The organism is Seohaeicola saemankumensis (assembly GCF_042678485.1).
GTDB classification, from domain to species: domain Bacteria; phylum Pseudomonadota; class Alphaproteobacteria; order Rhodobacterales; family Rhodobacteraceae; genus Seohaeicola; species Seohaeicola saemankumensis.
This window is the reverse complement of sequence record NZ_JBHTKR010000003.1, coordinates 298,300-321,192: the sequence shown is the minus strand read 5'-3', so window position 1 is coordinate 321,192 and position 22,893 is coordinate 298,300. Positions and strand designations below refer to the sequence as shown.

At 62.3% G+C, this 22,893-nt stretch carries 24 protein-coding genes; 14 read left to right on the top strand and 10 right to left on the bottom strand.

Annotation, left to right across the window (positions count from 1 at the left end; translation table 11 throughout):
• Positions 1–3 precede the first annotated feature (3 nt).
• Genes ACFQ3C_RS08420 through ACFQ3C_RS08410 form a run of 3 tightly spaced genes read right to left on the bottom strand, consistent with a single transcriptional unit; the run spans position 4 to position 2,116 of the window.
• Positions 4–1,464, bottom strand: a complete 1,461-nt coding sequence (locus ACFQ3C_RS08420; RefSeq protein ID WP_380790491.1) for a TolC family protein — start codon at positions 1,462–1,464, stop codon at positions 4–6.
• Positions 1,464–1,721, bottom strand: coding sequence for a hypothetical protein (locus tag ACFQ3C_RS08415; protein ID WP_380790489.1), 258 nt, complete (start codon positions 1,719–1,721; stop codon positions 1,464–1,466). Before ACFQ3C_RS08415 ends, ACFQ3C_RS08420 begins: the two co-directional genes overlap by 1 nt.
• 41 nt (positions 1,722–1,762) lie before the next feature.
• Positions 1,763–2,116 carry a hypothetical protein gene (locus ACFQ3C_RS08410; protein ID WP_380790487.1) on the bottom strand — a complete coding sequence of 118 codons (354 nt, stop codon included), beginning with the start codon at positions 2,114–2,116 and terminating at the stop codon, positions 1,763–1,765.
• 455 nt (positions 2,117–2,571) lie between these two features.
• Between ACFQ3C_RS08410 and ACFQ3C_RS08405 the strand changes: the two genes are divergently transcribed.
• The 3 genes from ACFQ3C_RS08405 to ACFQ3C_RS08395 are packed head-to-tail and all read left to right on the top strand — an operon-like array spanning position 2,572 to position 4,279.
• Entirely contained in the window at positions 2,572–2,865 is a 294-nt protein-coding gene (locus ACFQ3C_RS08405; RefSeq protein WP_380790485.1) for a hypothetical protein, read from the top strand.
• A gap of 57 nt (positions 2,866–2,922) precedes the next feature.
• Positions 2,923–3,651 (top strand): HupE/UreJ family protein, encoded by a 729-nt coding sequence (locus ACFQ3C_RS08400; protein WP_380790483.1) that lies wholly within the window; start codon positions 2,923–2,925, stop codon positions 3,649–3,651.
• 16 nt (positions 3,652–3,667) lie between these two features.
• Positions 3,668–4,279: a transmembrane anchor protein gene (locus tag ACFQ3C_RS08395; RefSeq protein ID WP_380790481.1), complete on the top strand. Its 612-nt coding sequence runs from the start codon at positions 3,668–3,670 to the stop codon at positions 4,277–4,279.
• Positions 4,280–4,374: 95 nt separating this feature from the next.
• On the opposite strand, the gene queF is transcribed toward ACFQ3C_RS08395, so the two are convergent.
• The 4 genes from queF to queC are packed head-to-tail and all read right to left on the bottom strand — an operon-like array spanning position 4,375 to position 6,616.
• Positions 4,375–4,836, bottom strand: coding sequence for a preQ(1) synthase (queF, locus tag ACFQ3C_RS08390; protein WP_380790479.1), 462 nt, complete (start codon positions 4,834–4,836; stop codon positions 4,375–4,377).
• Between the two features lie 18 nt (positions 4,837–4,854).
• Positions 4,855–5,565, bottom strand: coding sequence for a 7-carboxy-7-deazaguanine synthase QueE (gene queE / locus ACFQ3C_RS08385; protein WP_380790476.1), 711 nt, complete (start codon positions 5,563–5,565; stop codon positions 4,855–4,857).
• Positions 5,562–5,915: a 6-carboxytetrahydropterin synthase QueD gene (gene queD, locus ACFQ3C_RS08380; protein ID WP_380790474.1), complete on the bottom strand. Its 354-nt coding sequence runs from the start codon at positions 5,913–5,915 to the stop codon at positions 5,562–5,564. The genes queE and queD overlap by 4 nt, the downstream gene beginning before the upstream one ends.
• Positions 5,915–6,616, bottom strand: a complete 702-nt coding sequence (gene queC, locus ACFQ3C_RS08375) for a 7-cyano-7-deazaguanine synthase QueC (RefSeq protein ID WP_380790472.1) — start codon at positions 6,614–6,616, stop codon at positions 5,915–5,917. The genes queD and queC overlap by 1 nt, the downstream gene beginning before the upstream one ends.
• A 339-nt stretch (positions 6,617–6,955) precedes the next feature.
• On the opposite strand from queC, the gene ACFQ3C_RS08370 reads away from it, so the two are divergent.
• The 5 genes from ACFQ3C_RS08370 (at position 6,956) to ACFQ3C_RS08350 (ending at position 11,691) form a co-directional block, all read left to right on the top strand.
• Positions 6,956–7,447 (top strand): Lrp/AsnC family transcriptional regulator, encoded by a 492-nt coding sequence (locus tag ACFQ3C_RS08370; protein ID WP_380791131.1) that lies wholly within the window; start codon positions 6,956–6,958, stop codon positions 7,445–7,447.
• A 162-nt stretch (positions 7,448–7,609) separates the two neighbouring features.
• Positions 7,610–8,749: a glycine cleavage T C-terminal barrel domain-containing protein gene (locus tag ACFQ3C_RS08365; RefSeq protein WP_380790470.1), complete on the top strand. Its 1,140-nt coding sequence runs from the start codon at positions 7,610–7,612 to the stop codon at positions 8,747–8,749.
• 29 nt (positions 8,750–8,778) lie between these two features.
• Positions 8,779–9,228, top strand: coding sequence for an OsmC family protein (locus tag ACFQ3C_RS08360; RefSeq protein WP_380790468.1), 450 nt, complete (start codon positions 8,779–8,781; stop codon positions 9,226–9,228).
• A gap of 23 nt (positions 9,229–9,251) precedes the next feature.
• Positions 9,252–10,052: an enoyl-CoA hydratase gene (locus ACFQ3C_RS08355; RefSeq protein WP_380790466.1), complete on the top strand. Its 801-nt coding sequence runs from the start codon at positions 9,252–9,254 to the stop codon at positions 10,050–10,052.
• Positions 10,053–10,056: 4 nt separating this feature from the next.
• On the top strand, positions 10,057–11,691 hold the full coding sequence (locus ACFQ3C_RS08350; protein WP_380790463.1) for an acyl-CoA synthetase: 1,635 nt from the start codon (positions 10,057–10,059) through the stop codon (positions 11,689–11,691).
• A 200-nt stretch (positions 11,692–11,891) separates the two neighbouring features.
• Here ACFQ3C_RS08350 and ACFQ3C_RS08345 read toward each other — a convergent pair whose 3' ends face one another.
• The gene (locus ACFQ3C_RS08345) at positions 11,892–12,389 is read right to left on the bottom strand and encodes a hypothetical protein (protein ID WP_380790461.1); all 498 of its coding nucleotides are present in this window, start codon (positions 12,387–12,389) and stop codon (positions 11,892–11,894) included.
• A 378-nt stretch (positions 12,390–12,767) separates the two neighbouring features.
• Here ACFQ3C_RS08345 and ACFQ3C_RS08340 point away from each other — a divergent pair, with 378 nt between their 5' ends.
• The 4 genes from ACFQ3C_RS08340 (at position 12,768) to ACFQ3C_RS08325 (ending at position 16,803) form a co-directional block, all read left to right on the top strand.
• A complete protein-coding gene (locus tag ACFQ3C_RS08340; RefSeq protein WP_380790459.1) occupies positions 12,768–13,139 on the top strand; it encodes an SHOCT domain-containing protein in 372 nt (123 codons plus the stop codon).
• A gap of 106 nt (positions 13,140–13,245) precedes the next feature.
• Positions 13,246–14,709, top strand: a complete 1,464-nt coding sequence (locus ACFQ3C_RS08335; protein ID WP_380790457.1) for a multicopper oxidase domain-containing protein — start codon at positions 13,246–13,248, stop codon at positions 14,707–14,709.
• Positions 14,710–14,879: 170 nt separating this feature from the next.
• Positions 14,880–16,274 (top strand): amidase, encoded by a 1,395-nt coding sequence (locus ACFQ3C_RS08330; protein ID WP_380790455.1) that lies wholly within the window; start codon positions 14,880–14,882, stop codon positions 16,272–16,274.
• A 133-nt stretch (positions 16,275–16,407) separates the two neighbouring features.
• Positions 16,408–16,803, top strand: coding sequence for a RidA family protein (locus ACFQ3C_RS08325; protein WP_380790453.1), 396 nt, complete (start codon positions 16,408–16,410; stop codon positions 16,801–16,803).
• Positions 16,804–16,828: 25 nt separating this feature from the next.
• Here ACFQ3C_RS08325 and ACFQ3C_RS08320 read toward each other — a convergent pair whose 3' ends face one another.
• Entirely contained in the window at positions 16,829–17,764 is a 936-nt protein-coding gene (locus tag ACFQ3C_RS08320) for a BKACE family enzyme (protein WP_380790451.1), read from the bottom strand.
• Between the two features lie 190 nt (positions 17,765–17,954).
• Between ACFQ3C_RS08320 and ACFQ3C_RS08315 the strand changes: the two genes are divergently transcribed.
• Together ACFQ3C_RS08315 and ACFQ3C_RS08310 are read left to right on the top strand one after the other, a co-directional pair.
• Positions 17,955–19,115 (top strand): NADH:flavin oxidoreductase/NADH oxidase, encoded by a 1,161-nt coding sequence (locus ACFQ3C_RS08315; RefSeq protein ID WP_380790449.1) that lies wholly within the window; start codon positions 17,955–17,957, stop codon positions 19,113–19,115.
• A gap of 82 nt (positions 19,116–19,197) precedes the next feature.
• Entirely contained in the window at positions 19,198–20,454 is a 1,257-nt protein-coding gene (locus tag ACFQ3C_RS08310) for a cytochrome P450 (RefSeq protein WP_380790447.1), read from the top strand.
• A gap of 83 nt (positions 20,455–20,537) precedes the next feature.
• Here the strand turns inward: ACFQ3C_RS08310 and ACFQ3C_RS08305 are convergent, their stop codons facing one another.
• Positions 20,538–22,829 carry an Orn/Lys/Arg family decarboxylase gene (locus tag ACFQ3C_RS08305; protein WP_380790445.1) on the bottom strand — a complete coding sequence of 764 codons (2,292 nt, stop codon included), beginning with the start codon at positions 22,827–22,829 and terminating at the stop codon, positions 20,538–20,540.
• Positions 22,830–22,893 lie beyond the last annotated feature (64 nt).

The window sequence follows — 22,893 nt, the reverse complement described above, 5'->3', positions numbered from 1 at the left end:
CTTTCAATGTTTGACATCGCCGCCAGCGGCGAGAGCAGCAGTTTCAGCAGAACCTGAGGCCCCCGCGCCGCCGCCATAGATCGCGGCGGTCAGGTCGGCCTGTGCAAGGTAGAAATCGCGCTTGGCATTCGCCGCCTGCAATTCGGCGCCCAGCTTGTCGCGGGCGGCGCTGATCAGTTCGAAGGTGCTGGTGATCATCCCGTTATAGGACAGCAGCCCCTCTTCCTCGACCGTGGCCCTGAGCGGGACCACCACATCGCGGTAATGCTGCGCGATGCGATATGTCGCGCGGTATCCCGCCTCGGCGGCACGGGCTTCGGACCGGACAGTCACGGCCTTTTGCGCCAGGACGTTTGCCGCCTGAAGATAGGACAGTTCCGCCTTGCGCATCCGGGCCTTGCCGGTGTCGAAAATCGGAATGGCGAATTCCAGTTCCAGTTGCGGCGTGACCTCGGTTTCGATATCGCCGCCCTCTGCTTCGCGCTCGGCCTCAAGGCCCGCGATCAGTTCCAGATCGGTCACAAGGCGGGTCCGATCCGTCAGCCCGAAGGCCGCCGCCTGCGCTTCCAGGTCAAGCTTGGCAATCCGCAGATCGACGCGGTTGTTCAGTGCCTTCGCCTCGATCGCCGACACGGCATTCATCGCGCGGGGCAGTGATGGCAGGGCATCAGGCACGAAATAGGCAAGATCATCCCCCCAGAGGCCCATCAGGCGCGACAGCTCCTCCTTGGCGCGGGTGGCATTCAGCCGCGCCTGCGCCAACTGACCGGCCAGTTCCGCGTTGAACGCGAATTCGCGGGCCTGGCCGGCCTTGTTCAATGCGCCCGTCTCGCCCAGACGTTGCGCCAGCTCGGCCCCGGCATCCGACGTGACCTTGGCCCGTTGCAGGTAGCTGACCGTTTCAAAGGCCGCGACGGCCTTGACCCAGGCCACGCGGGTCTGGTTTGCCAGCATCAGCGTATCATTCACCGCGCGCGCCTGTGCCGCGCGGAAATTCACATCCGCCAGGGCCATGCGTTGTGCGCGTGTCTGCGCCGCCAACAGATTGGACGCGATCATCCCCTCGATGGCGCGGTAGGCGCCAAGTTCGGCGGCCCCGATGCCCAGAATGCCGATCGACACCACCGGATTGACCGGGGTGGCCTCTTGCCATGCCGTGGCTGCCGACAGTCCGATCTCGGCATAGGCGGCCTGCAAGCCCTTGTTGTTCAGCAATGCGACCTGCACCGCGGTGTCGGCGGAAATGGTCTTGCCCTGCACCATGGCCAGCACTTCGCGCCGCAGCGCGTCATTCTCGGCCTGGGTCTGCGCGAAGGCCGTGCGCTTGCCGATGGCTGCCGCGGTCTGTTCCGAGACTGCGGCAAATCCAGCCTTTGGCGTGGTGTAATTTTCCGGCACCGCAGTGGCGCAGGCGGCCAGGACAAGCGGCAGTCCGAGGATCATCGGAATGGTTCTGCGTTGCATCAGTTGCCCTCCGATTGTTCGTCATTCACCTGCCGCCAGTCGCGCGGCCCGGTCGGGGTCCGGTCGGTATAACCCGCGAACGGATCGCTGAAGGTGACGGGCGAGCTATGCGTGGCATGTGTCATGGCCGTCTGGGCGGCAATGTCCGGCAAGGGTGTCGAACCTTGGGCACAGGCCGAAAGTACAAGGGCTGTGGCCCCCGCAAACAGGTAGGATTTCATCTGGATACCCTGATCATTCAGTGTCCATGTTGTCATGGACACGCATCACGTTGTTGATCCCGCCTGCGGGATCGCGATCAGATCAGGTGTTTTGGCGGTCGCAGATGCCGTGTGGGCTCGCCCAGGGAAAAATGCGGCAGCCATGTCGCCTTGTGTTCCGCACGATACCCATCCGGCAGAACCGTCGGGGATTGCGCGATGACCGCCGCCATGCAGATGCCCTGGCAGCAGTTGGGCGTATCAGACGACGTGCCGCTGTCGGCCGCCTTCAGACCCCGCCCATGGGCATCGCCGCTGTCGTGATGTGCATGATCCCCGTGATGGGCATGATGTGCAGCCTGCGCATCCACAGCCGCAGCCGGACCATGCGACGCATGATGGGCATGGGCAGCAGACGGCGGATAGACTGTCACGGACAGGAGAAGGAGCACGCCCAAGAGCGTCCTGATCAACCTGGTCATGATCATCCGTGACAACATGCACCTTGATTGTCGGTTCATCCGCAAGCTGTCAACGCCTGCGTGGTTTATGCACCCTACTTTTCCGTGAACGGTCGCATGATTGACCACCGGGTGCACAGGTTCATGCGCCGTTTTGCGGGCTTGCAGATGTGACGCCCAGCGGGGACGGTCATCGTCGATCACAAACCTATGCCTGTGGTGCCGCGCGCAGACGCCCGTCGCCGCATTTCAGCCGGAGGACCAAGACGGCGCGGGTTGCATGGATATGGTGTTTCGCCCTAGAGAAAAGACACGCCCCCCAAGGGGTATGGAACAAGATGGCGCGACACGCGCGCTGCGGCCAAATGAGCAGGCGGACAACAAAGATGCAGCCTTGGTGGACCCTCGGACGACAGGCGTTGGCAGCATGCATCTGCCTGTCTGTCATGTTCTGGTCCATATTGCCCGGCGCCACGCATGTGCCCACGGTGCTGGAGACCCTTCAGGATCACGCCGACATGATCGCCACGCATGGCCATTCGCATGGCCTTGCCGAGGATCTTGCATGGGCGCTGCATGGGCACAGCCATGATGCGCTGGATCACGATCATACCCAGGCCTTCCTGGTCTCGCCGCATGACACTGCGCCGGTTTACAACCAGAAAGACAACTGGCGTCTTCACCCGTCGCAGGAACCTGCGCCCCGCGTTTTCCGGATTGACCGACCTCCGCGCGCCTGACCGTTGCTGCCCGGGCAGTCTTGACGATCAGACATAATTTTCAACGGAGAACCTTCCATGACCTCGATTCAACGGGGCCTTTGCGCGCGGGCGATACGCCGGGCGCTCGAACTGGCCTTTCTTGTCCTTGCGGCCTTCATGGTCAGCACCGCGCAGGCGCAGGCCCATAACGTCACACCCGGCGATGCCGGCTATATCCAGGAAATCTGGGGGGTGAACATCATCCCCTTCATCTACCTTGGCGCCAAGCACATGGTTACGGGATATGACCATATCCTTTTCCTGCTGGGCGTCGTCTTCTTCCTCTACAGGATGCGCGACGTCGCCATCTATGTCAGCATCTTCGCGGTGGGCCATTCGATCACCATGCTTCTGGGTGTCTGGTATGGCTGGGGCATCAACGCCTATGTCATCGACGCGATCATCGGCCTGTCGGTGGTCTACAAGGCGCTCGACAACCTTGGCGCCTACCGGAAATGGTTCGGGATCCAGCCCGATACCAAGGCCGCGACGCTGATCTTCGGACTGTTTCACGGCACGGGCCTGGCGACCAAGATCCTTGAATACCAGATCGCCGAGGATGGGCTTCTGCCCAACCTTCTGGCCTTCAATATTGGCGTCGAGATCGGCCAGATCCTGGCCCTGGCGGTCATCCTGATCGTCATGGGGTACTGGCGGCGCAGCCCGAACTTCATGCGGCAGGCAACGGCCGTCAACATCATCATGATCGTCCTTGGCGTGATCCTGACCGGCCAGCAGATCGCCGGTTACATCGCGTCCACCTGACATATCGGAGAACCACATGCGCAATGCACCCAAACCCCGCCTCGAAGACCTTCCCACCAAGGCGCAGCTGTTCCGCTCCACCATCGCGGCGGCCATCGGCGCGGTGGTGATCCTTGTCACCGTCTACCTGCCTGCCGAACATGCCATCGACCCCACAGGCCTGGGCCGCGTGACCGGCCTGACCGAGATGGGCGAGATCAAGCGCGAACTGGCCGAGGAGGCCGCGCGCGATGCTGAAATTCACGGCGATCAATCCTTGAACCTGATCGACGCCGTCTTCGCCGCGCTCTTCAATGTGGCCCAGGCGCAGGAGGCTTGGCGCGACGAGGTGACCTTTACCCTCGCGCCCGGCGCCACGGCCGAAATCAAGCTGGTGATGGAGGCTGGCATGACCGCCACCTACGCCTGGACCGCGACAGGCGGGCGGATCAACTTCGACCTGCATGCCCATGGCGAGGGCAAGTCGATCGACTATTCCCGTGGTCGCGGCGAAACTGCAGGAGAGGGCAGCATCGAGGCCCCTTTCGCGGGCGAACACGGCTGGTTCTGGCGCAACCGTGACAGCAGCGACATCACCGTGACCCTGCAACTGCGGGGGGACTACAGCGAGCTGAAACAGATCTATTGACGGTGCTGCAGCCATTCGTTGCATCATGCGCGAATGGCTGCAATCCGATCCGCGCCAATTGCCGCGTCATGGGCCCCGTCATGGGCCCCGTCCCGTCAGCCTCGGCCACGGTAGGGCGGCACACCCTGATCCGGGATCCAGACCTGTTCGGGAACGGCGCCCGTCTGCCAGAAGACGTCGATCGGAATGCCGCCACGGGGGTACCAGTATCCACCGATCCGCAGCCATTGAGGGTTCAGGAAATCAACCAGGCGGCGCGCGATCGAGATCGTGCAATCTTCATGGAACGCACCGTGATTCCGAAACGCGCCCAGAAACAGCTTGAGCGATTTCGATTCGACCAACCAGTCACCGGGCACATAGTCGATGACCAGATGCGCGAAGTCAGGCTGACCCGTCATCGGGCAGAGCGACGTGAATTCAGGGGCCGTGAACCGCACGCAATATGCGATGCCCGCCTGCGGGTTTGCCACCCGCTCAAGCGTCGCCTCTTCCGGGGAGGCGGGCAATTCGGTCTTGCCACCCAGTTGCTGAAGGTTGCTGTAAATCGTTTCCATGTTACCTCGCGATGCGGATCAGACCCCGCGCTTGTTTCCCCAAAGAAGAACGTGCAGTTGCGGCAGCACCCTGGGGGCGAACCAGCCGTCTTCCATCGTCTTGTCGACCAGCCACAACAGCCGATCCGCCAATCTTTGCGGATCGACCGGCACCTCGGGATCAACCTCGGGATTGCCGGGTTGCAGATAAAGCGGCAGGTCGGGATATCTGTCGGCAGCGGCCCTGGCCCAGCCATAATCGCGTTCATCGAAGATCACGATTTTCATGACGATCTGCCCTGCGCCCGCCGCAGCCGACAGGCATGCGTCGAAGGTCCCCCAATCAACCGTTTCACCGCTGGATGGCGGTTTCGGACTGAGCACGAGGGTATCGAGTTGCGCGAACCACGGCTTTGCCACGGACCCCTGCGTTTCACAGGCAAAACGGTAGCCTTCGGCATGGCCGCGCGCGATCAGGTCGGTGAAGTCCTGGATTGCGGGGTTGCCCCCTGACAGCGACACGGTCAGCGGACGCCCACGGGACAGGCGGGTCACTTCGGACCAGACCTGATCGGTGGTCATGGCCGCCCATGTGCTGCGAAAGGCAGAATCCACCGCGTGAAGGCTGTCGCACCAACTGCATCGATAGTCGCAGCCACCTGTCCGCACAAAGACCGTGGGTTGCCCGATCAGCGCCCCCTCGCCCTGCACGGTGGGGCCGAAGATCTCGGCGATACGCAGCGCGGTCATGGCCGGTATTCCGCCCAGGTCTTTGGCGTTTCACTGACCTTGACGGCTGTTGTTTCGGGCCAGCGGGCCGCACACCAGTCATAGAAATGCCGCGCCATGTTTTCGCCTGTCGATGCCGTATCCATCACGTCATTGAGATGACGATGATCGAACACCTCGTCGATATAGGTCTTGAGCGGCTTGAGCTCTGCGTAGTCGCGCACGAAGCCGTCGGCATTCAGGTCTGCCGAGGCCAGTTCAACCACGACAATGTAATTATGCCCATGCAACCGCGCGCATTGGTGATCATCGGGCAGATGTGACAGTTGATGCGACGCGGAAAAATGGAACTCCTTGGTGATCCGGTACATCAGCCACGTTCCTTTCTGGCGACAGCCTCGATCCAGAAATCCGGATCGTCATAGGGGGTGGGGTCTGCGACGCCCGCCAGGTCAAACGCCTCGCGCCGTTCGACGCAGGTGCCGCAACGGCCGCAGTGATGTTCGCCGCCCTTGTAGCAAGACCAGGTCAGCGCGAAGGGCGTATCATGGCGCGCGCCTGCGGTGACGATATCGGCTTTGGTCCGGTGTACGAAAGGCGTGTAAAGCGACACATCGGCATAGCCGTCCAATGCCAGCTTCTGCATCGCCTCGAAGGATTGCGTGAAGGCCGGGCGGCAGTCGGGATAGATGAAATGGTCGCCCCCGTGCACCGCTGTCGCGACCGCCTGGTCGCCACGTGCCGCCGCAACGCCAAAGGCCACGGTCAGCATGATCGCATTGCGGTTCGGCACAACCGTGATACGCATGCTTTCCTCTGCATAGTGGCCATCCGGCACATCTATGTCGTCGGTCAGCGCGGATCCCGTCAGGGCCGCGCCGATCGCGCGCAGATCAATGACATCATGCGGCACATTCAGCCGCCGGGCACAAAGCGCGGCGTAATCAAGTTCCTTGCGGTGACGCTGGCCATAATCGAATGAAACAAGGCGGGTCAGGTCCCGTTCCCGCGCGACCATATGCGCAAGTGAAACGGAATCCAGCCCGCCGGAGCAGATCACGATAGTCTTCATCTAGGTACCCTTGTTTTGTTACCCGGGTAGGCTGCGACCGGGAGGCTGCTAGATAGTCCAGGTTTGCCGCCATGCCAAGAGGCCCCCTGGAAGGCCGCCGCATGGCAGCTACCCTTGCCGAAGGCGGCATATACCCGGCAGGGCGGAATACCTGGCGCCCGACATCGCCGGTGGGACAGCGCAAGATGCCCGCTGGGCCTAAATGGACGCGGTTGACAAAGAATTGGTCGCAAATTCTGGCGCCCCCGTCCAATTGGGCCGTTACGGTCATTCCAGATGGCGGCGGGCATTCCCTTGATGGTCCTGATGCCGCGGACAGAAAGCGAAAGACGCGAACGAATGAAAAGGTTTGGCCTAGATGCGACGGATATTCGCATCCTCAGTGCGATGCAGCAGCATGGGCCGCTGAGCAAGACCAGGCTTGCGGAGATCGTCAGCATCTCGCCTACCCCGTGCTGGGCCCGTCTGGATCGCCTCAAGGCCGCGGGCTTCATCAAGGGCTATCACAGCGATATCGCACTGGGGCAGGTGGGTGATTTCGTCCAGGTATACGTGACCGTATCGTTGACGCACCACAGAACCGCCGATTTCGACCGGTTCGAAGCATTTGTAAAAGCCCATGACGAGTTCACCGAATGTATCGCGACAGGCGGCGGCATGGATTACGTGCTCAAGGTGATCTGCCCAAGCCTAGCATTGTTCCAGACCCTCATGCAATCGATGCAGGACGCAGAGATCGGTGTTGATCGCTACATGACCTACATCGCGACTCGGAGCGTCAAGACAAGCCGGCCCAACCTGGCCAAGCTGGCCGCGCATGCCGGCAGATGAGCCCGCGCGACTGAACGGTTTGCATTCTGCCGAAAAAATGGCCCGTTCAGCCTGAAGTCTTGATAACTTTGGTCCGCTTTCACGCAGGTTTCGCACATAAGTTTTCGCCAGTTTCAGTCGATCCCCGGCCCTGTCGCCGGTCACGCAGAAAGGGCGAAAAAGATGAACGCAGACGGCTTCGGTTTTGGCACACAGATCCGCAAATCCCCCTATTTCGAGGCAACCGTCCGCTGGGGCGCCACGGGGTTTTCGGTTTACAATCACATGTATATCCCGCGCGATTTCGGCAATCCGGAACAGAACTTCTGGAACCTCGTGAATGACGCCATCCTGTGCGACGTGGCGGTAGAGCGGCAGGTCGAGATCACCGGCCCGGATGCGGCAAGGTTTGTCCAGATGCTGACCCCGCGCGACCTGTCCAGCATGGCCGTCGGGCAGTGCAAATACGTGCTGATCACCAATGCCGATGGCGGGATCCTGAACGATCCGATCCTGCTGCGCCTGGCGGAAAACCATTTCTGGATCTCTCTGGCGGATAGCGACATCCTGCTGTGGGCGCAGGGCGTGGCGGTGCATTCCGGCCTTGATGTCACGATCGGCGAACCGGATGTGTCGCCCCTGCAGCTGCAGGGCCCCAAATCGGGCGAGATCATGCAGGCCCTCTTTGGCGACAGCATCATGGACCTGAAATACTACTGGCTGCGCGAGGTCGAGCTGGACGGCATTCCCCTGATCGTCTCGCGTACCGGCTGGTCCAGCGAACTGGGCTACGAGATCTATCTGCGCGACAGCGCACATGGTGACGCGCTTTGGGAACGCATCATGGCAACCGGCATGGCGTTCGGGCTGAAACCCGGCCACACCTCTTCGATCCGCCGGATCGAAGGCGGGATGCTGTCCTATCACGCTGACGCGGATATCAACACCAACCCCTACGAGCTGGGTCTTGACCGGCTGGTGAACCTGGACATGGAGGCCGACTTCATCGGCAAGGCCGCGCTGCGCCGGATCCAGCAGGCCGGCGTGAGCCGCAAGCAGGTCGGGCTGATTATCGACTGCGAGCCGATGCAGGGCCCCAACACCACCTTCTGGACCATCAACAAGGATGGCGCGGCCATCGGCAAGGTCACGTCGGCTGTCTATTCCCCACGGCTTGAGAAGAATATCGCCCTGGCCATGGTGTCTGCGGACTTCGCCCATGTCGGCATGGATATCGAAGTCGTGACCCCCTCCGGCCCGACCCGGGCAACCATCGTGGAGCGTCCCTTCTTCGATCCCAAGAAAAAGCTGGCCGCGGCTTGATCGCTGCCACCAGTTCAGGAGCCGGCAACATGTCTGACCTTTCGATCTCGCTGCATTGGCATCGCGTGGAGCCTGCCCTTGAACCCGGCAAATATTCGAACGCGCATACGGTACAGTTCAACGATCGTTTCGACCTGCAGGTTGACGCCGCCCCTGACTGGGGCGGCGCGACCGACAACACCAACCCCGAGCAGGCCCTCGCATCGGCGCTTTCCAGTTGTCACATGATGACCTTTCTGGCGCTTGCCGCCAAATCGGGCTGGCCGGTGGCAAGCTATCACGACCACGCCGAGGCCCATCTTGGCAAGAACGCCAAGGGGCAGATGTCGGTCACGCGCATCGATCTGAATCCGGTTGTCCGCTTTGACACCGGGTTCAGCGTTGACGACGCGGCCCTGGCACAGATGCAGGACCGTGCCCATCGATACTGCTTTATCGCCAACACCCTCGCCGAAAGCGTCGAGATCAACATTCTCTGAACCGCACCACAGGACCGGATCTGATGACCAACAGCCTTATCTTGCTGCATGAACAAGACGACAGCGGCATCTTGCGCCTGACCCTTAACGATGGCGCAAGACGCAATGCCCTTTCCGAGGCCATGCTGGCTGAACTGGGCGCGGCCTTCGCTGCGGCGGGCAACGATCCTGCGGTCCGTGTGATCATTCTGGCCGCGAACGGGCCTGCCTTTTGCGCGGGCCACGACCTCAAGGAAATGACGGCCGGCCGCGCCGGGCCGGACAGTGGCAAAGCCTATTTTGCCATGGTCATGGATATGTGTTCCGGGGTCATGCAGGCGATCGTCAACTGCCCCAAGCCGGTGATTGCCGAGGTTACGGGTGTCGCCACGGCGGCGGGCTGTCAGCTTGTGGCCAGCTGCGATCTGGCGATTGCGGCCACCACGGCGCAGTTCAGCACGCCGGGGGTGCACATCGGGTTGTTCTGCTCGACCCCGATGGTGGCCTTGTCACGCAATGTCGCAGACAAACACGCGATGGAAATGCTGCTGACCGGAGACATGACACCTGCGGCCCGCGCCGCCGAGATCGGGCTGATCAATCACGCCGTTGCCCCTGAAGACCTGCGGGCGGCAACGATGCTGCTGGCGCGCAAGATTGCCGCCAAATCAAGCATGACCCTGGCGACGGGCAAACGCGCATATCATGCGCAGCGCGACATGCCACTGGCGCAGGCCTATGCCTATGCCTCCGGTGTCATGGTCGACAATATGCTGGCGCGGGACGCCGAAGAAGGCATCGGTGCCTTCATCGAAAAACGCGCGCCCCTGTGGCAGGATGCCTGATCCCATGCGCGCGAACCTCTTCAACACCGATCTGGATCGAAACCCGGCGAATCATCAGCCTTTGACGCCGCTGACCTTTCTGGAACGGGCGGCCAGTGTCTTTCCCGATCATACGGCCATCATCCACGGCGATCTGCGGCGCAGCTATGCCGACTTCTACACGAGGTCGCGGCAATTGGCCTCTGCCCTGGCGGCGCGTGGTATCGGGCGCGGCGATACGGTATCGGCCTTGCTGGCAAACACGCCCGCCATGCTGGAGTGCCATTACGGCGTCCCGATGTGCGGCGCTGTCCTGCATTCGATCAACACGCGGCTGGATGCCTCGATCATCGCGTTCCAGCTTGATCATGCCATGGCGAAAGTCGTGATCGTCGACCGGGAGTTCCTGCCATTGATGCAGGAGGCGCTGTCGCTTGCGGCCGTCGGCCCCCTGGTGATCCGGTATGATGACCCGGTGTTCGATGCCACGCCCGCGCAGGATGACCTGCCCGCCTACGAGGCGTTCCTGTCCGCGGGGGATCCCGACTTTGCCTGGCTCATGCCCGAGGACGAATGGGATGCCATATCCATCAACTACACCTCCGGCACGACCGGAGACCCCAAGGGCGTGGTGTCGCATCATCGGGGCGCCTATCTGCTGGCGCAAGGCAACGCGCTGACATCCTCCATGCAGAAACACGCGGTCTATCTTTGGACCTTGCCGATGTTCCACTGCAATGGCTGGTGTTTTCCCTGGACGCTATCCGCGATCATCGGCACGCATGTCTGTCTGCGGCAGGTGCGCGCTGATCAGATATGGAACGCCCTTGCCGATCATGGTGTCACGCATCTGTGCGGCGCACCCATCGTGATGTCGCTGATGATCGCGGCCCCCGAGGCCGTCAAAAGCCCCCTTGACCGGACGGTGCAATTCTTTACCGCCGCCGCCCCGCCGCCCGAGACGCTGCTTGCGGACATGAAAACCGCCGGGTTTGATGTCACGCATCTTTACGGGCTGACCGAAACCTATGGTCCCGCCGTCGTCAACGACTGGCACGCGGACTGGTCCGATCTGCCGGCCGCCGCACAGGCGAAACTGAAATCCCGACAGGGTGTGCGCTACTTGCCATTGGAAGGGCTTGCAGTGCTGGACCCCGAAACCATGCGGCCGGTACCGCGCGACGGCACGTCCATGGGCGAGGTCATGTTTCGCGGCAATGTCGTCATGAAGGGCTACTTCCGCAATCCGAAGGCCACGCAAGAGGCCTTTGCCGGCGGCTGGTTCCATTCCGGCGATCTGGGTGTCATGCATCCCGACGGCTATATCCAGCTCAAGGATCGCTCAAAGGATATCATCATTTCGGGCGGGGAAAACATTTCCTCCATCGAAGTGGAAGAAGCCCTTTACCGACATCCGGCCGTTGCCGTCGCGGCGGTCGTCGCCATGCCGCATGAGAAATGGGGCGAGACCCCCTGCGCCTTTGTCGAGGTTGCATCAGGTCACCATCTGGATACCGACATGCTGAAAGAATGGTGCCGCGCGCAGCTGGCGCCCTACAAGGTGCCTGGACGGTTCATTTTCATGCCCATTCCCCGGACCTCGACCGGCAAGATCCAGAAATTCGCCCTGCGCGCACGCGTGATGGATCCCGCAGCTTGAAAAGCCTGCAATCAGCCCCGGGATAGGCATCAGGTCAATTCCGGCCAGTCGCCGCCAACCTCTGGCCAAGCCCGGGGGCGTCTCCTTGATCTGGGTTTAACGGGCCAAAGCGCCTGCAAGCGGCACTGTCAGAGAGACCCGGAAAAAGTCCACCATCGCGGCTATGTGGCGTCCGGGCATGACCGGACGCCGGCCCTTGGTCAGGCGTCGCCGCCGTTTGCCGCATATCCCTCTTCGGCGGTCTCGGCGTCAGGGGCTGCGCTGCTGCTTTCCTGATCCGCGTCGTCTTCGGCATCCGTGTCATCGGCATCTTCTGCGACATCTTCGGCCTCGGCGTCGTCTGCCTCTCCCTTGTCCCCGTCGGACATGCCACGGGATCCTCCACCCCAGGCGCCGTCCTTGCCGTTTGGCGCTTCGCCCGCCTGTCCGACATCCTTGCCGTTTCCGGGGTTCCCGGCGACGCCATTCGCATCCGAAGCGCTGGCCGCACCGCCATTCCCGCCGCCATTTCCGCCGCCATTCCCGCCGCCGTTTCCGCCACCGTTTCCGCCACCGTTGCCGCCGCCATTCCCACCGCCGCCGCCGCCCGCTTTTGCATGCACCGGGTCAACTGACAAATCGAACCCACCGATTGCAAGCGGAACGGCCAAGGCCGTTGAAACTGCAAGGGTAAAAGCTACCGTTTTGAGTGTGTTCATCATTCAATCCTCCGTTGATTCAATGGAGATTATTAGAAGATTAAGAAATTCTTGAGGCAGCAGCGGTCTTGCACGACTGATGGCCCGGCATAAATTGCCCCATCCCCATCCCCATCCCCACCACCCGCAGCCGAAGCGCCCGATCCGGGCCTTTGCAACTGGCCCGCAGTTGCGCCGCGACGCTCGCATGGCTCTCAAATGGCTTTGCCCGCCATTCTTTCTTGTGGCGCGGGGGGCTTCGATATGCGGCGACAAGCAGCTGATAGCACCACCTGATCGTCATCGTGCCATCATGATCCAGATCAGGGACGGCTGCCTGCACGTGCAAGATAATGTTTTTGCAAGTCGGATTTCGCACCAGCAACAAGGAGACGCATCATGGGGCACAAGGATAGTATGGTCCTGACCGGAATCGCCGCCGCATTTGGCGGTGTCGCCACCTCTGCGATGGCGCAGGTCGGCAATATTCCGGATAGAAACAGCTACTACCATCATGGATATGACATGATGTGGGGCGGCACCCATTGGGGAGGGTTTGGAATGCTTCTTGGGCCGCTTTTCATCATCCTGACAGTGGCCGCCATCGTGGTGGGGGTCGTCTATATTCTGCGCCAGTCTGCGGGTGCCAGGTCCGCAACGGCCGGTCAGGCCGGGCAAGACCGTGCTCTGGCGATCCTGAAGGAACGGTATGCCAAGGGCGAGATCGACTCGGAAGAATTCGCCGAACGCAGAAAGCTGCTGGCCGACTGATCCAGGGTGTCAGCCAGTCCGCCGAAAATATCGCCCGGATATCGCGCGGCGTGATATGCCTCTGTCAGGGTGCCGCATCCATTCGCATGTCACGCAAGGGTTTGCCATGAACAGACGCGATTTCCTGACTTCCACCTCCGCGGCAATCCTGACCGCGGGTGCGCTTTCCCATACCTCGATCCGGCAGGCCTTCGCGCAAGTCCCCGCATCGCAGGCGCGTCTTGCCATGCCGCCGCGTCTTGACACGCGGCAGACGGGACGACTTGCGTTGACGGCAACGCCTGGAAAAACCGGCTTTGCCGGCGGGCCGGAAGGTGCGACCGCCGGGTTCAACCAGGCGTATCTGGGACCGACCATCGTGATGCAGAACGGTGATCTGGATGCCGAGCTGCGCAACGCCCTTGATGAACCCGTCAGCGCGCATTGGCATGGCCTTCTGGTGCCAGGAGAGCATGACGGCGGCCCGCACCTTCCGATTGCCCCCGGCGCTGTCTGGCGTCCTGCCATGACCATCGCGCAGGATCCGGCGACCATCTGGTATCACTCGCATATCCATGAACGCACGGCAAAGCAGGTGTATTTCGGTCTTGCCGGGGTCATCCACCTGACCGATGGGCGCGACGATGACCGGGGCCTGCCCTCTGACTACGGCCTGGACGATCTTACGCTGGTGCTGCAGGACAGGCGGTTCGATCAGGCCGGGCGCATGGTCTACAACCCGTCGATGATGGATGTGATGCACGGCTTTGCCGGCAACCGGATGCTGGTCAACGGGCAGGCGGGGGCAACGGCGGTCGTGCCGCAGGGGATGGTTCGCTTGCGGCTGCTCAACGGTGCGAACGCGCGGATCTGCACCCTGTTTTTCGACGATGCGCGGCCGATGCATCTGGTGGCGACGGATGGGGGCTTTGTTGCAGAACCGATCGCCTTGAAGATGCTGCGGCTGTCACCCGGCGAACGGGCCGAAGTGCTTGTGGATTTCGCGGAAGGCGGCGCGCCGATCCTACTGAGCGATCCCGGACAGGCCTACGGTGTCATGCAATTCGCCGTAGACCCCCGGCTGACGGCACGGATCACCAGCATCCCCGACCAACTGGACGGCGTGGTCGACGATCTGCCGCTTGCCGATGCCGGGACGCGGCAGGTCTCGCTTGATATGGGAATGGGCGGCATGGGTGGTATGGGCATGGGTGGTATGGGAATGGGCGGCAGAGGCATGGGCAGTATGGGCATGGGGCGCGGCGGGTTTGGCATCAACGGACGACCCTATGACATGCGCCGGATTGATTTCAGGGTTGCACTTGGATCGGTCGAAAAATGGCGGATCCGCAGCACCATGGTCGCGCATCCGTTCCATGTTCACGGCATCCGCTTCCGCGTCCTGTCGGAAAATGGTGGCCCGCCACGGCCCGAGAACACAGGCTGGAAAGACACCGTCCTGGTCGCCGGCGAGACCGAGATCATCGCAAGGTTCGACCAGCCGGCCCGCGAAGACACCCCCTTCATGTTCCATTGCCACATCCTTGAACACGAAGACGCCGGCATGATGGGCCAGTTCACGGTCACCTGACGGCGGGTCTTTTCGGCGCGTGTTCACCTTGTGGCCAATCCGCGCGATCCGGCAACCTGCCCTGATACCGCATCAAGGCATGGCTTGCGTGCCCGCGGACTGCCGAGACAGCGTTGTTTGCCGCGCCGGAACGTGCCTATCATCAGGCTGAGCCGCGCATGGGGGAAAAGATGTCCGATTTCAGCTTCAAAAGCCTTGGCGACTTGAGCACCGGGCTGAACCAGAAGGCGTTTTCAGCAACAGAGCTTCTTGAGGCGGTGATCACCCGTCATGATCAGCTTGAACCCCGGCTCAACATGTTCTGCCATGTCGATTTCGATGCCGCGCGGGTCAGTGCCCGGGCAAGCGACGAACGTATCCGGCGCGGCGAAAGGATCGGCGTGCTGGATGGCATTCCCACATCCATCAAGGATCTGATCGCCGTCAGGGACATGCCGCAGCGGTTCGGCTCTCGTGCCGTGTCGGATGCGCCCGTGGCCCAGGATGCCCCATCCGTGGAACGGTTGCGCAAGGCCGGTGCGGTGATCCTTGGCAAATCCACCACAAGCGAATTCGGGTGCAAGGCTGTGGGCGACAGCCCGCTGACGGGGATCACGCGCAACCCGTGGAACCCTGAAAAGACGCCGGGCGGTTCCAGCTGCGGGGCCGCGGCCATGGTGGCCGCCGGCCTTGTGCCCTATGCGATCGGCACCGATGGTGGCGGGTCGGTCCGCATTCCGGCCTCACTTTGCGGACTGTTCGGGATCAAGGCCCAGTTCGGCCGCGTCCCTGTCTTTCCGACTTCGGCCACGCCAACCCTGGCCCATGTCGGGCCGCTGACGCGCAATGTCGAAGACGCGGCGACGGTACTGTCGGTCATCGCGGGTTATGACCGGCGCGATCCGGCCACGGTCAACGGACCGCTTGCCGATCCGGACGTGGCGATGCGTGACCCGCGCCGCATGCGCGTCGCCTGGAGTCCGACCCTGGGGTATGGCCGCGTCGATCCCGAGGTTGCACAGATCACCGCCAATGCCGTGGCGACAATCGCCGGCTTGGACGTGGACGTGGAACTGGTCGATCATGTGATGGATGATCCGGTCGACCTCTGGGCGGCCGAGTTCTATGCCGGGGTCGGCACGAAGCTGCGCCAGGTCTTGCTGGACGCGCCGGAAAGGCTTGATCCGGCGGTTCTGGAGGTCCTCAGGATCGCCATTTCCCAGGACATGGACAGCTATTACCAAAAGGTATTCGAACGCTACGCCTTCCGTGAAAAGATGCGCCAGTTCTTCCAAGGCTATGACCTGCTGCTGACGCCAACCTTGCCGGTCGCTGCATTTGACGTGGGCCATGATGTGCCGCCCGGCTATGCTGACAAAAGCATCGTGTCCTGGGCCACCTTCACCTATCCGTTCAATCTGACAGGGCAGCCCGCAGCCTCCTTGCCGGTGGGCATGACCCGCGCCGGGCTGCCTGTCGGCCTTCAGATCGTCGCGCCCAGCCATGACGAGGCTGCGATTTTCACGCTGGCGGCCCGCTTTCAAAACGCCACCTCGGCAGCACCTGATCTTCGTCCCGCCTTGTGAACAAGCGGGTTCTTTCGGCGATGCCGGGGCAGGTGCGTGTTTCGATTGCCCGGATCTGCGATCCATGGCCTTGTGGCCTGACTGAATCGCAACCGCATGGCCCATCATATCGGCCCAGCAAACGGAGAGCCGCATGCCTTACCCCACGTTTCACATGATTGATGGCGCGCCGCGGCCTGTGGCCACCTTTTCACATGCCTCCGAAGTGGATGGCTGGGTGTTTCTGACAGGCCAGATGCCCACATGGCCCGGTGAACCCGACCGCGCCCTGCCGGACGGGATCGAGGCACAGACCCGCCGCGTGATGGACAACCTGATCCTGGTTCTCGACGGGATGGGGCTGAGCCTGAAGAACGTCGCGCAGGCGCGTGTTTATCTGACGCATTTCGAACGCGATTACGAACCCATGAACGCAACCTACAAAAGCTATTTCGAGCAGGGCAAGCTTCCGGCGCGCACCTGCATCGGTGTTACCGCGCTTGCGGTCGGTGCCCTGGTCGAGATCGATCTGGTCGCAAGGCGCGCCTGACGCGGGCTTGAAGATGCACCATGCCTCAGAAGGCGACGTTTGCCGCGCCTTTGAGGCCCAGCATCTCGCGCGCCTCGTCCGGTGTGGCCACATCAAGGCTGAGGCCGGACAGGATCTCACGCGCCTTTCGCACCTGGTCCGCGTTGCTTTCGGCCAGCTTGCCCGGCGAGATCCAGAGCGAATCCTCAAGCCCCACACGGACATTGCCGCCTTGTGCTGCCGCCTGGGCGATAACCGCCATCTGGTTGCGCCCCGCCCCCAGCACCGACCAGATATAGGCGTCCCCGAACAGACGATCGGCGGTCCGCTTCATATGGGCCACGTCCTCGGGGTGGGCGCCGATGCCGCCCAGCAGGCCAAACACGGTCTGCACCAGGAACGGCGCCTTGACCAACCCGCGATCCACGAAATGCGCCAGGTTATAAAGATGGCTGGTGTCATAGCATTCGAATTCGAACCGCGTGCCATTGGCATTCCCGATCTTCAGGATGTGTTCGATATCCGCAAATGTATTCTTGAACACCAGATCGCGGCTGTTCTCCAGATGCTGCCTCTCCCAGTCGTGCTTGAAGTCCGTGAACCGGCCCAGCATCGGATAGAGCCCGAAATTCATCGACCCCATGTTGAGCGAGGCCACCTCGGGCTTCAGCTCTGCCGCGGGGCGCATGCGCTCCTCGACGGTCATGTGCGGGCTGCCGCCAGTCGTCAGGTTCAGGACCGCGCCAGTGGCCTGTTTGAGTTGCGGCAGGAACGCGCGAAACGCATCCGGGTCCTGCGTGGGGCGACCGGTTTCGGGGTCCCTGGCGTGAAGGTGCAGGATCGTTGCACCCGCCTCAGCCGCCTCAAGGCTTTGCTGAATGATCTGCGCCGGGGTCACCGGCAGATGCGGCGACATGCTGGGCGTGTGAATGGCGCCAGTGACGGCGCAGGAAATGATGACCTTGCGTTTGGGTTGCGGCATGATGGTCCTCCTGCGGGATGTGTTCCCGTCCTGATCTACCCGACAGGATCGTCCGCAGCAATCGTCAGCCTGCCGGCGCAACACCCGCCGATTGCACCGACAGGTTGATCTTCCCGCCGATGTCGGCAACATCATGCGCTGTTGCGCCCGCCGTGGGCGCGCCCGATGACATTCATGCAGGACAAGCCACATGCCGACAACACCGCTTCTTTTCCAAAGCTTCCAGATGCGGGGCGTGGTTGCGCGCAATCGTGTCGTCATATCGCCCATGTGCCAGTATACGGCCCATGACGGTCATCTGGAGGATTGGCACCTGGTGAACCTGGGGCGCTTCGCCATCGGCGGTGCCGGGATCGTTTTCACCGAAGCCACGGCTGTGCAGAAGCAGGGCCGCATCACCCATGGCTGCCCCGGCCTGTGGGATGACAGCCAGATCCCCGGCCATGCCCGCATCGCGCAGTTCGTGTCGCGCCACGGTGCCATTCCCGCGATCCAGCTGGGACATGCCGGCCGCAAGGCCAGCATGCAGCGGCCCTGGTTCGGCAATGGCCCGCTGAACGCGGAGGATTTTGCGCGCGGTGACATGCCATGGACCCCGGTTGCACCCTCCGCGATCCCGGTGGCCGATGGCTGGCCGGTCCCGCAGGACATGAGCCTTGCCGATATCCAGACCCTGATCGCGGATTACGTTTCCGCGACCCGGCGTGCCTTGGCCGCGGGTTACAAGCTGATCGAGATCCATGGCGCGCATGGCTACCTTGTCCACAGTTTCCTGTCGCCAATCTCGAACACGCGCACGGATGCCTATGGCGGCGACCTGCAAGGCCGCATGCGCCTTGCCCTGGAGATCGCGCAGGCGGTGCGCGCCGCCCTGCCGGATGACATTCCGCTGGCCTTCCGCACCTCGGCGGTCGATGGCATGCCCGAAGGGTGGCAGCTGGACGATACGGTCGTCCTGTCGCGCGCACTCAAGGATCTGGGCGTCGATATCGTGGACTGTTCCTCTGGCGGTATCGCGGGCGGTGCCACATCGGCGCGCGGTGCCAAACGCCAGCCCGGCTTTCAGGTGCCCTATGCGGAACGCGTCCGGCACGAGGCGGAGATTCCCACGATCGCCGTCGGTCTGATCACCCATCCCGAACAGGCCGAGGCCATTCTGACAAGCGGGCAGGCCGATCTGATCGCCATCGCGCGCGAAGCCCTGGTTGATCCGATGTGGACCCTGCATGCGGCGCAATCCTTGGGGCATGACACGGATTTTTCGACTTGGCCGCAGCAGTCAGGCTGGTGGCTGGCGGTGCGCGCGCAGAATTCCGAGTTCTACGACCCCGATACGCCCCCGGCGACATAGGGTTTGACTACTGGCCAGCCATGCTGGAACCTGACGGCCAGGGGTCAGCCGACTGGGCATGGCCAGCTTGAAGGAGCGGCCGATGCAAAAAGATACCATGGCGCAAGACGATCCAAAGCCCGAGATGCCTTTCCTGATGGAGGATACGGGCCTTGTCCGTATTCCCTTCAAGGCGCTCATGGCCGATCCGCATGGCATGTTCCGTGCGGCGCGGTCGCTGGGGCCTGTCGCCGGGTTCAGCGATGGATCGGCCATGATGTTGCGGGCAGCCGATGTACAGCGCATGTTCGGCGACCCCCGGATCCGCCAGATCGGCGTCGAAGGCATGCAGGCCGCAGGTGTCGCCGAAGGCCCTTTCCTTGCATGGGCGCGTGAAACACTGCTGCTGTCGCATGGGCGCGATCATGTGCGGCGTCGGACACCGCTGGCGCGCGCCTTTGCCTATCCGCTGATGAACATGCTGCGCCCGTCGATCCGGCGCGCCGCCGACCGGCTTGTGGCCGACTGGACGCCAGGCGAGGCGCTGGATCTGCGCGACACCTTTGCGGCACAGTTGCCCGCGCGCACCATCGCCGAGATCCTGGGCGCACCCGAAGCCGACGTGCCCGAGTTCACAAGCCTGGTCTACCGCATGACCAAGGGGCTGGCCTTCGGCACCCTGCCCGAGGAATTCGACGACATTCACGCTGCGGCAGCCCAGTTGCACGCCTATGTCGATCGGCTGCTGTCAGACAGTCGCACCACCCCGCGCGATGATTTCCTGAGCGCCTATGTCGCCCGCGTCGATGCCGAGGGCGACCTGTCCCCGACCGAGATCATCACACAGATCGTCACCGTGATCATCGGCGGGGCGGATACCACCCGCGCGGCGATGACGGCGCTGGTGTCCCTGTTGCTGGATCATCGCGACCAGTGGGATATGGTCTGCGCCGATCCCGGCATGGCCGCGGGCGCCGTGGCCGAAGGCTTGCGGTTCGAACCCTCGATCGGGTCGATCCCGGTCTTCACGCTGGAACCGATCGAGGCATCAGGCGTGGTGATCCCCGCCTATCGCGTGCTGTCGCTGTCGATGATGTCGGCCATGCGGGACGATGCGCTTTATGCTGACCCCGATCGGTTCGATATCCGCCGCACCGATCATCCGCGCCTGCATCTGGTCTTCGGCGGCGGGCCGCATCGCTGCCTGGGCGAGGCCCTGGCCCGTGCCGAACTGGAGGAAGGTCTGATCGCCCTGACCCAGGCCTGGCCTGGGCTGACGCGCCAGGGACCAGCGGTGCGGATGACCGGCGTAGGTGGTATCAGGTCAGCGTCGAACCTGACCGTGGTTCCCGCCGCCTGACGGTTTGCCTGCCCGCGCGGAACACGCGCGGGCCAGAACTTGCCGACCGGGCCGGGACCCTGATCGCGCGCGGATTTGCAGGATCAGATCGCCACGCAATCCGCGTAATAGCCCAGCACGCCATCAGGCCCGGTTTCCTGGACCAATCCGTGAATGTCCGTCTCGAAACCGGGGCATTCCTGTGCGAAGGCGCGGTTGAACTTGAGGTATTCCACGATCTTCCTGTTGAACACTTCCCCCGGAATAAGCAGCGGTATGCCGGGCGGGTAGGGGGTGATCAGGCTGGTCGTGATCCGCCCTTCCAGATCGTCGATCGGAACCCGTTGCGTGGTCCGGCGCGCGATCTGCGCGAAGGCATCGCTGGGCTTCATCGCGGGCATGTGATCGCTCAGGTAGATCTCGGTCGACAGGATCGCCACGTCATGTTTCGCGTAAAGCGTATGAACATGCTGGCAAAGATCGCGCAGCCCCATCTGTTCATAGCGCGGGTGTTTCGCGCAGAACTCGGGCATGACCCGCCACATCGGCTGGTTCCGGTCATAGTCGTCCTTGAACTGCTGAAGCTCGGTCAGCAGCGTGTTCCAGCGGCCCTTGGTGATGCCGATGGTGAACATGATGAAAAAGCTGTAAAGCCCGGTCTTTTCCACCACGATGCCATGTTCGGTGAGGTATTTCGTCACGATCGAGGCGGGAATGCCCGCATCCTCGAAACGCCCGTCCATGTTCAGCCCCGGCGTCACGATCGTGGCCTTGATCGGGTCCAGCATGTTGAAGCCGGGCTCCATGTCGCCGAACCCATGCCATGAATCCTCGCCATCCGATGGCTGCACCCCGTCCGAGTCGGTTTTCTTGAGGATCCAGTGCTCCGTGCGCCCGATGCCTTCATCCTCCGGCGCGTCGGGACCCCAGACCTGGAACCACCAGTCATCGGGTCCGTATTCCTGATCGACCTTGCGCATCGCACGGCGGAAATCCATCGCCTCTGCGATGCTTTCCTCGACCAGTGCCGTGCCGCCCGGCGGCTCCATCATCGCGGCGGCCACGTCGCAGCTTGCGATGATGCTGTATTGCGGGCTGGTGCTGCTGTGCATCAGGTAGGCTTCGTTGAACAGGTGGCGATCCAGCTTGGTGTCGCGGCTGTCCTGCACCAGAACGTGGCTTGCCTGGCTGATGCCCGCCAGCAGCTTGTGGATCGACTGGGTCGAATAGGTCACCGAATGCATCGGGCGCTCGCGTTTGCGGCCCATCGCATGGAAGCTGCCGTAGAACGGGTGAAAGGCCGCGTGCGGCAACCAGGCTTCATCGAAATGCAGGTTCGCCACATAGCCGTCCAGCATCGATTTGACCTTTTCGGTATTGTAGAGAACCCCGTCATAGGTCGATTGCGTCAGGGTCATGATGCAGGGCTTGACCGTTTCGGGGTCCACCCCTTCCAGCAACGGGTTGGCGCGGATCTTGTCCTTGATGGCGCTCACCTCGAATTCCGACTGCGGGATCGGGCCGATGATGCCGAAATGGTTGCGCGTCGGCTTGAGGAAGACGGGGATCGCCCCCGTCATGATGATGCTGTGCAGGATGGATTTGTGACAGTTCCGGTCAACCACGACCACGTCACCCGGTGCCACCGTGTGGTGCCAGACCATCTTGTTCGAGGTCGAGGTGCCATTGGTCACGAAAAAGCAGTGATCGGCATTGAAGATGCGCGCGGCATTGCGCTCGGACGCGCCGATGGCGCCGTTATGATCCAGCAGCTGGCCCAGTTCCTCGACCGAGTTGCAGACATCCGCGCGCAGCATGTTTTCACCGTAGAATTGGTGATACATCTGCCCGATCGGGCTTTTCAGAAAGGCAACGCCGCCCGAATGCCCCGGACAATGCCAGGAATAGGATCCGTCCTCGGCGTAGTCCAGCAGCGCCTTGAAGAACGGCGGCTGGATGCCTTCCAGATAGCTTTTCGCCTCGCGGATGATGTGACGCGCCACGAATTCGGGCGTGTCCTCGAACATGTGGATGAAGCCGTGCAATTCGCGCAGGATATCGTTGGGCAGATGCCGGCTGGTCTTGGTCTCGCCATAGACATAGATCGGCACATCCGCGTTTTTCCAGCGCACTTCCTCGATGAAGCTGCGCAGGTTCAGAACGACCGGGTCAAGATCGGGACCGGGGCTGAATTCCTCGTCGTCAATCGACAGAAGAAAGGCGCTGGCGCGGGACTGCTGCTGCGCGAATTGGGACAGATCGCCGTAGCTTGTCACGCCCAGAACTTCGAAGCCCTCGTTCTCGATGGCCTGCGCCAGGGCGCGGATACCAAGCCCCGAGGTGTTTTCCGAACGGTAGTCTTCGTCGATGATGACGATGGGGAAGCGAAATTTCATTTAAATCTCCTGACACATTCGGGTTAAATCACACTCCTTGGCGATTAAAAAGAGAAGCGCATCG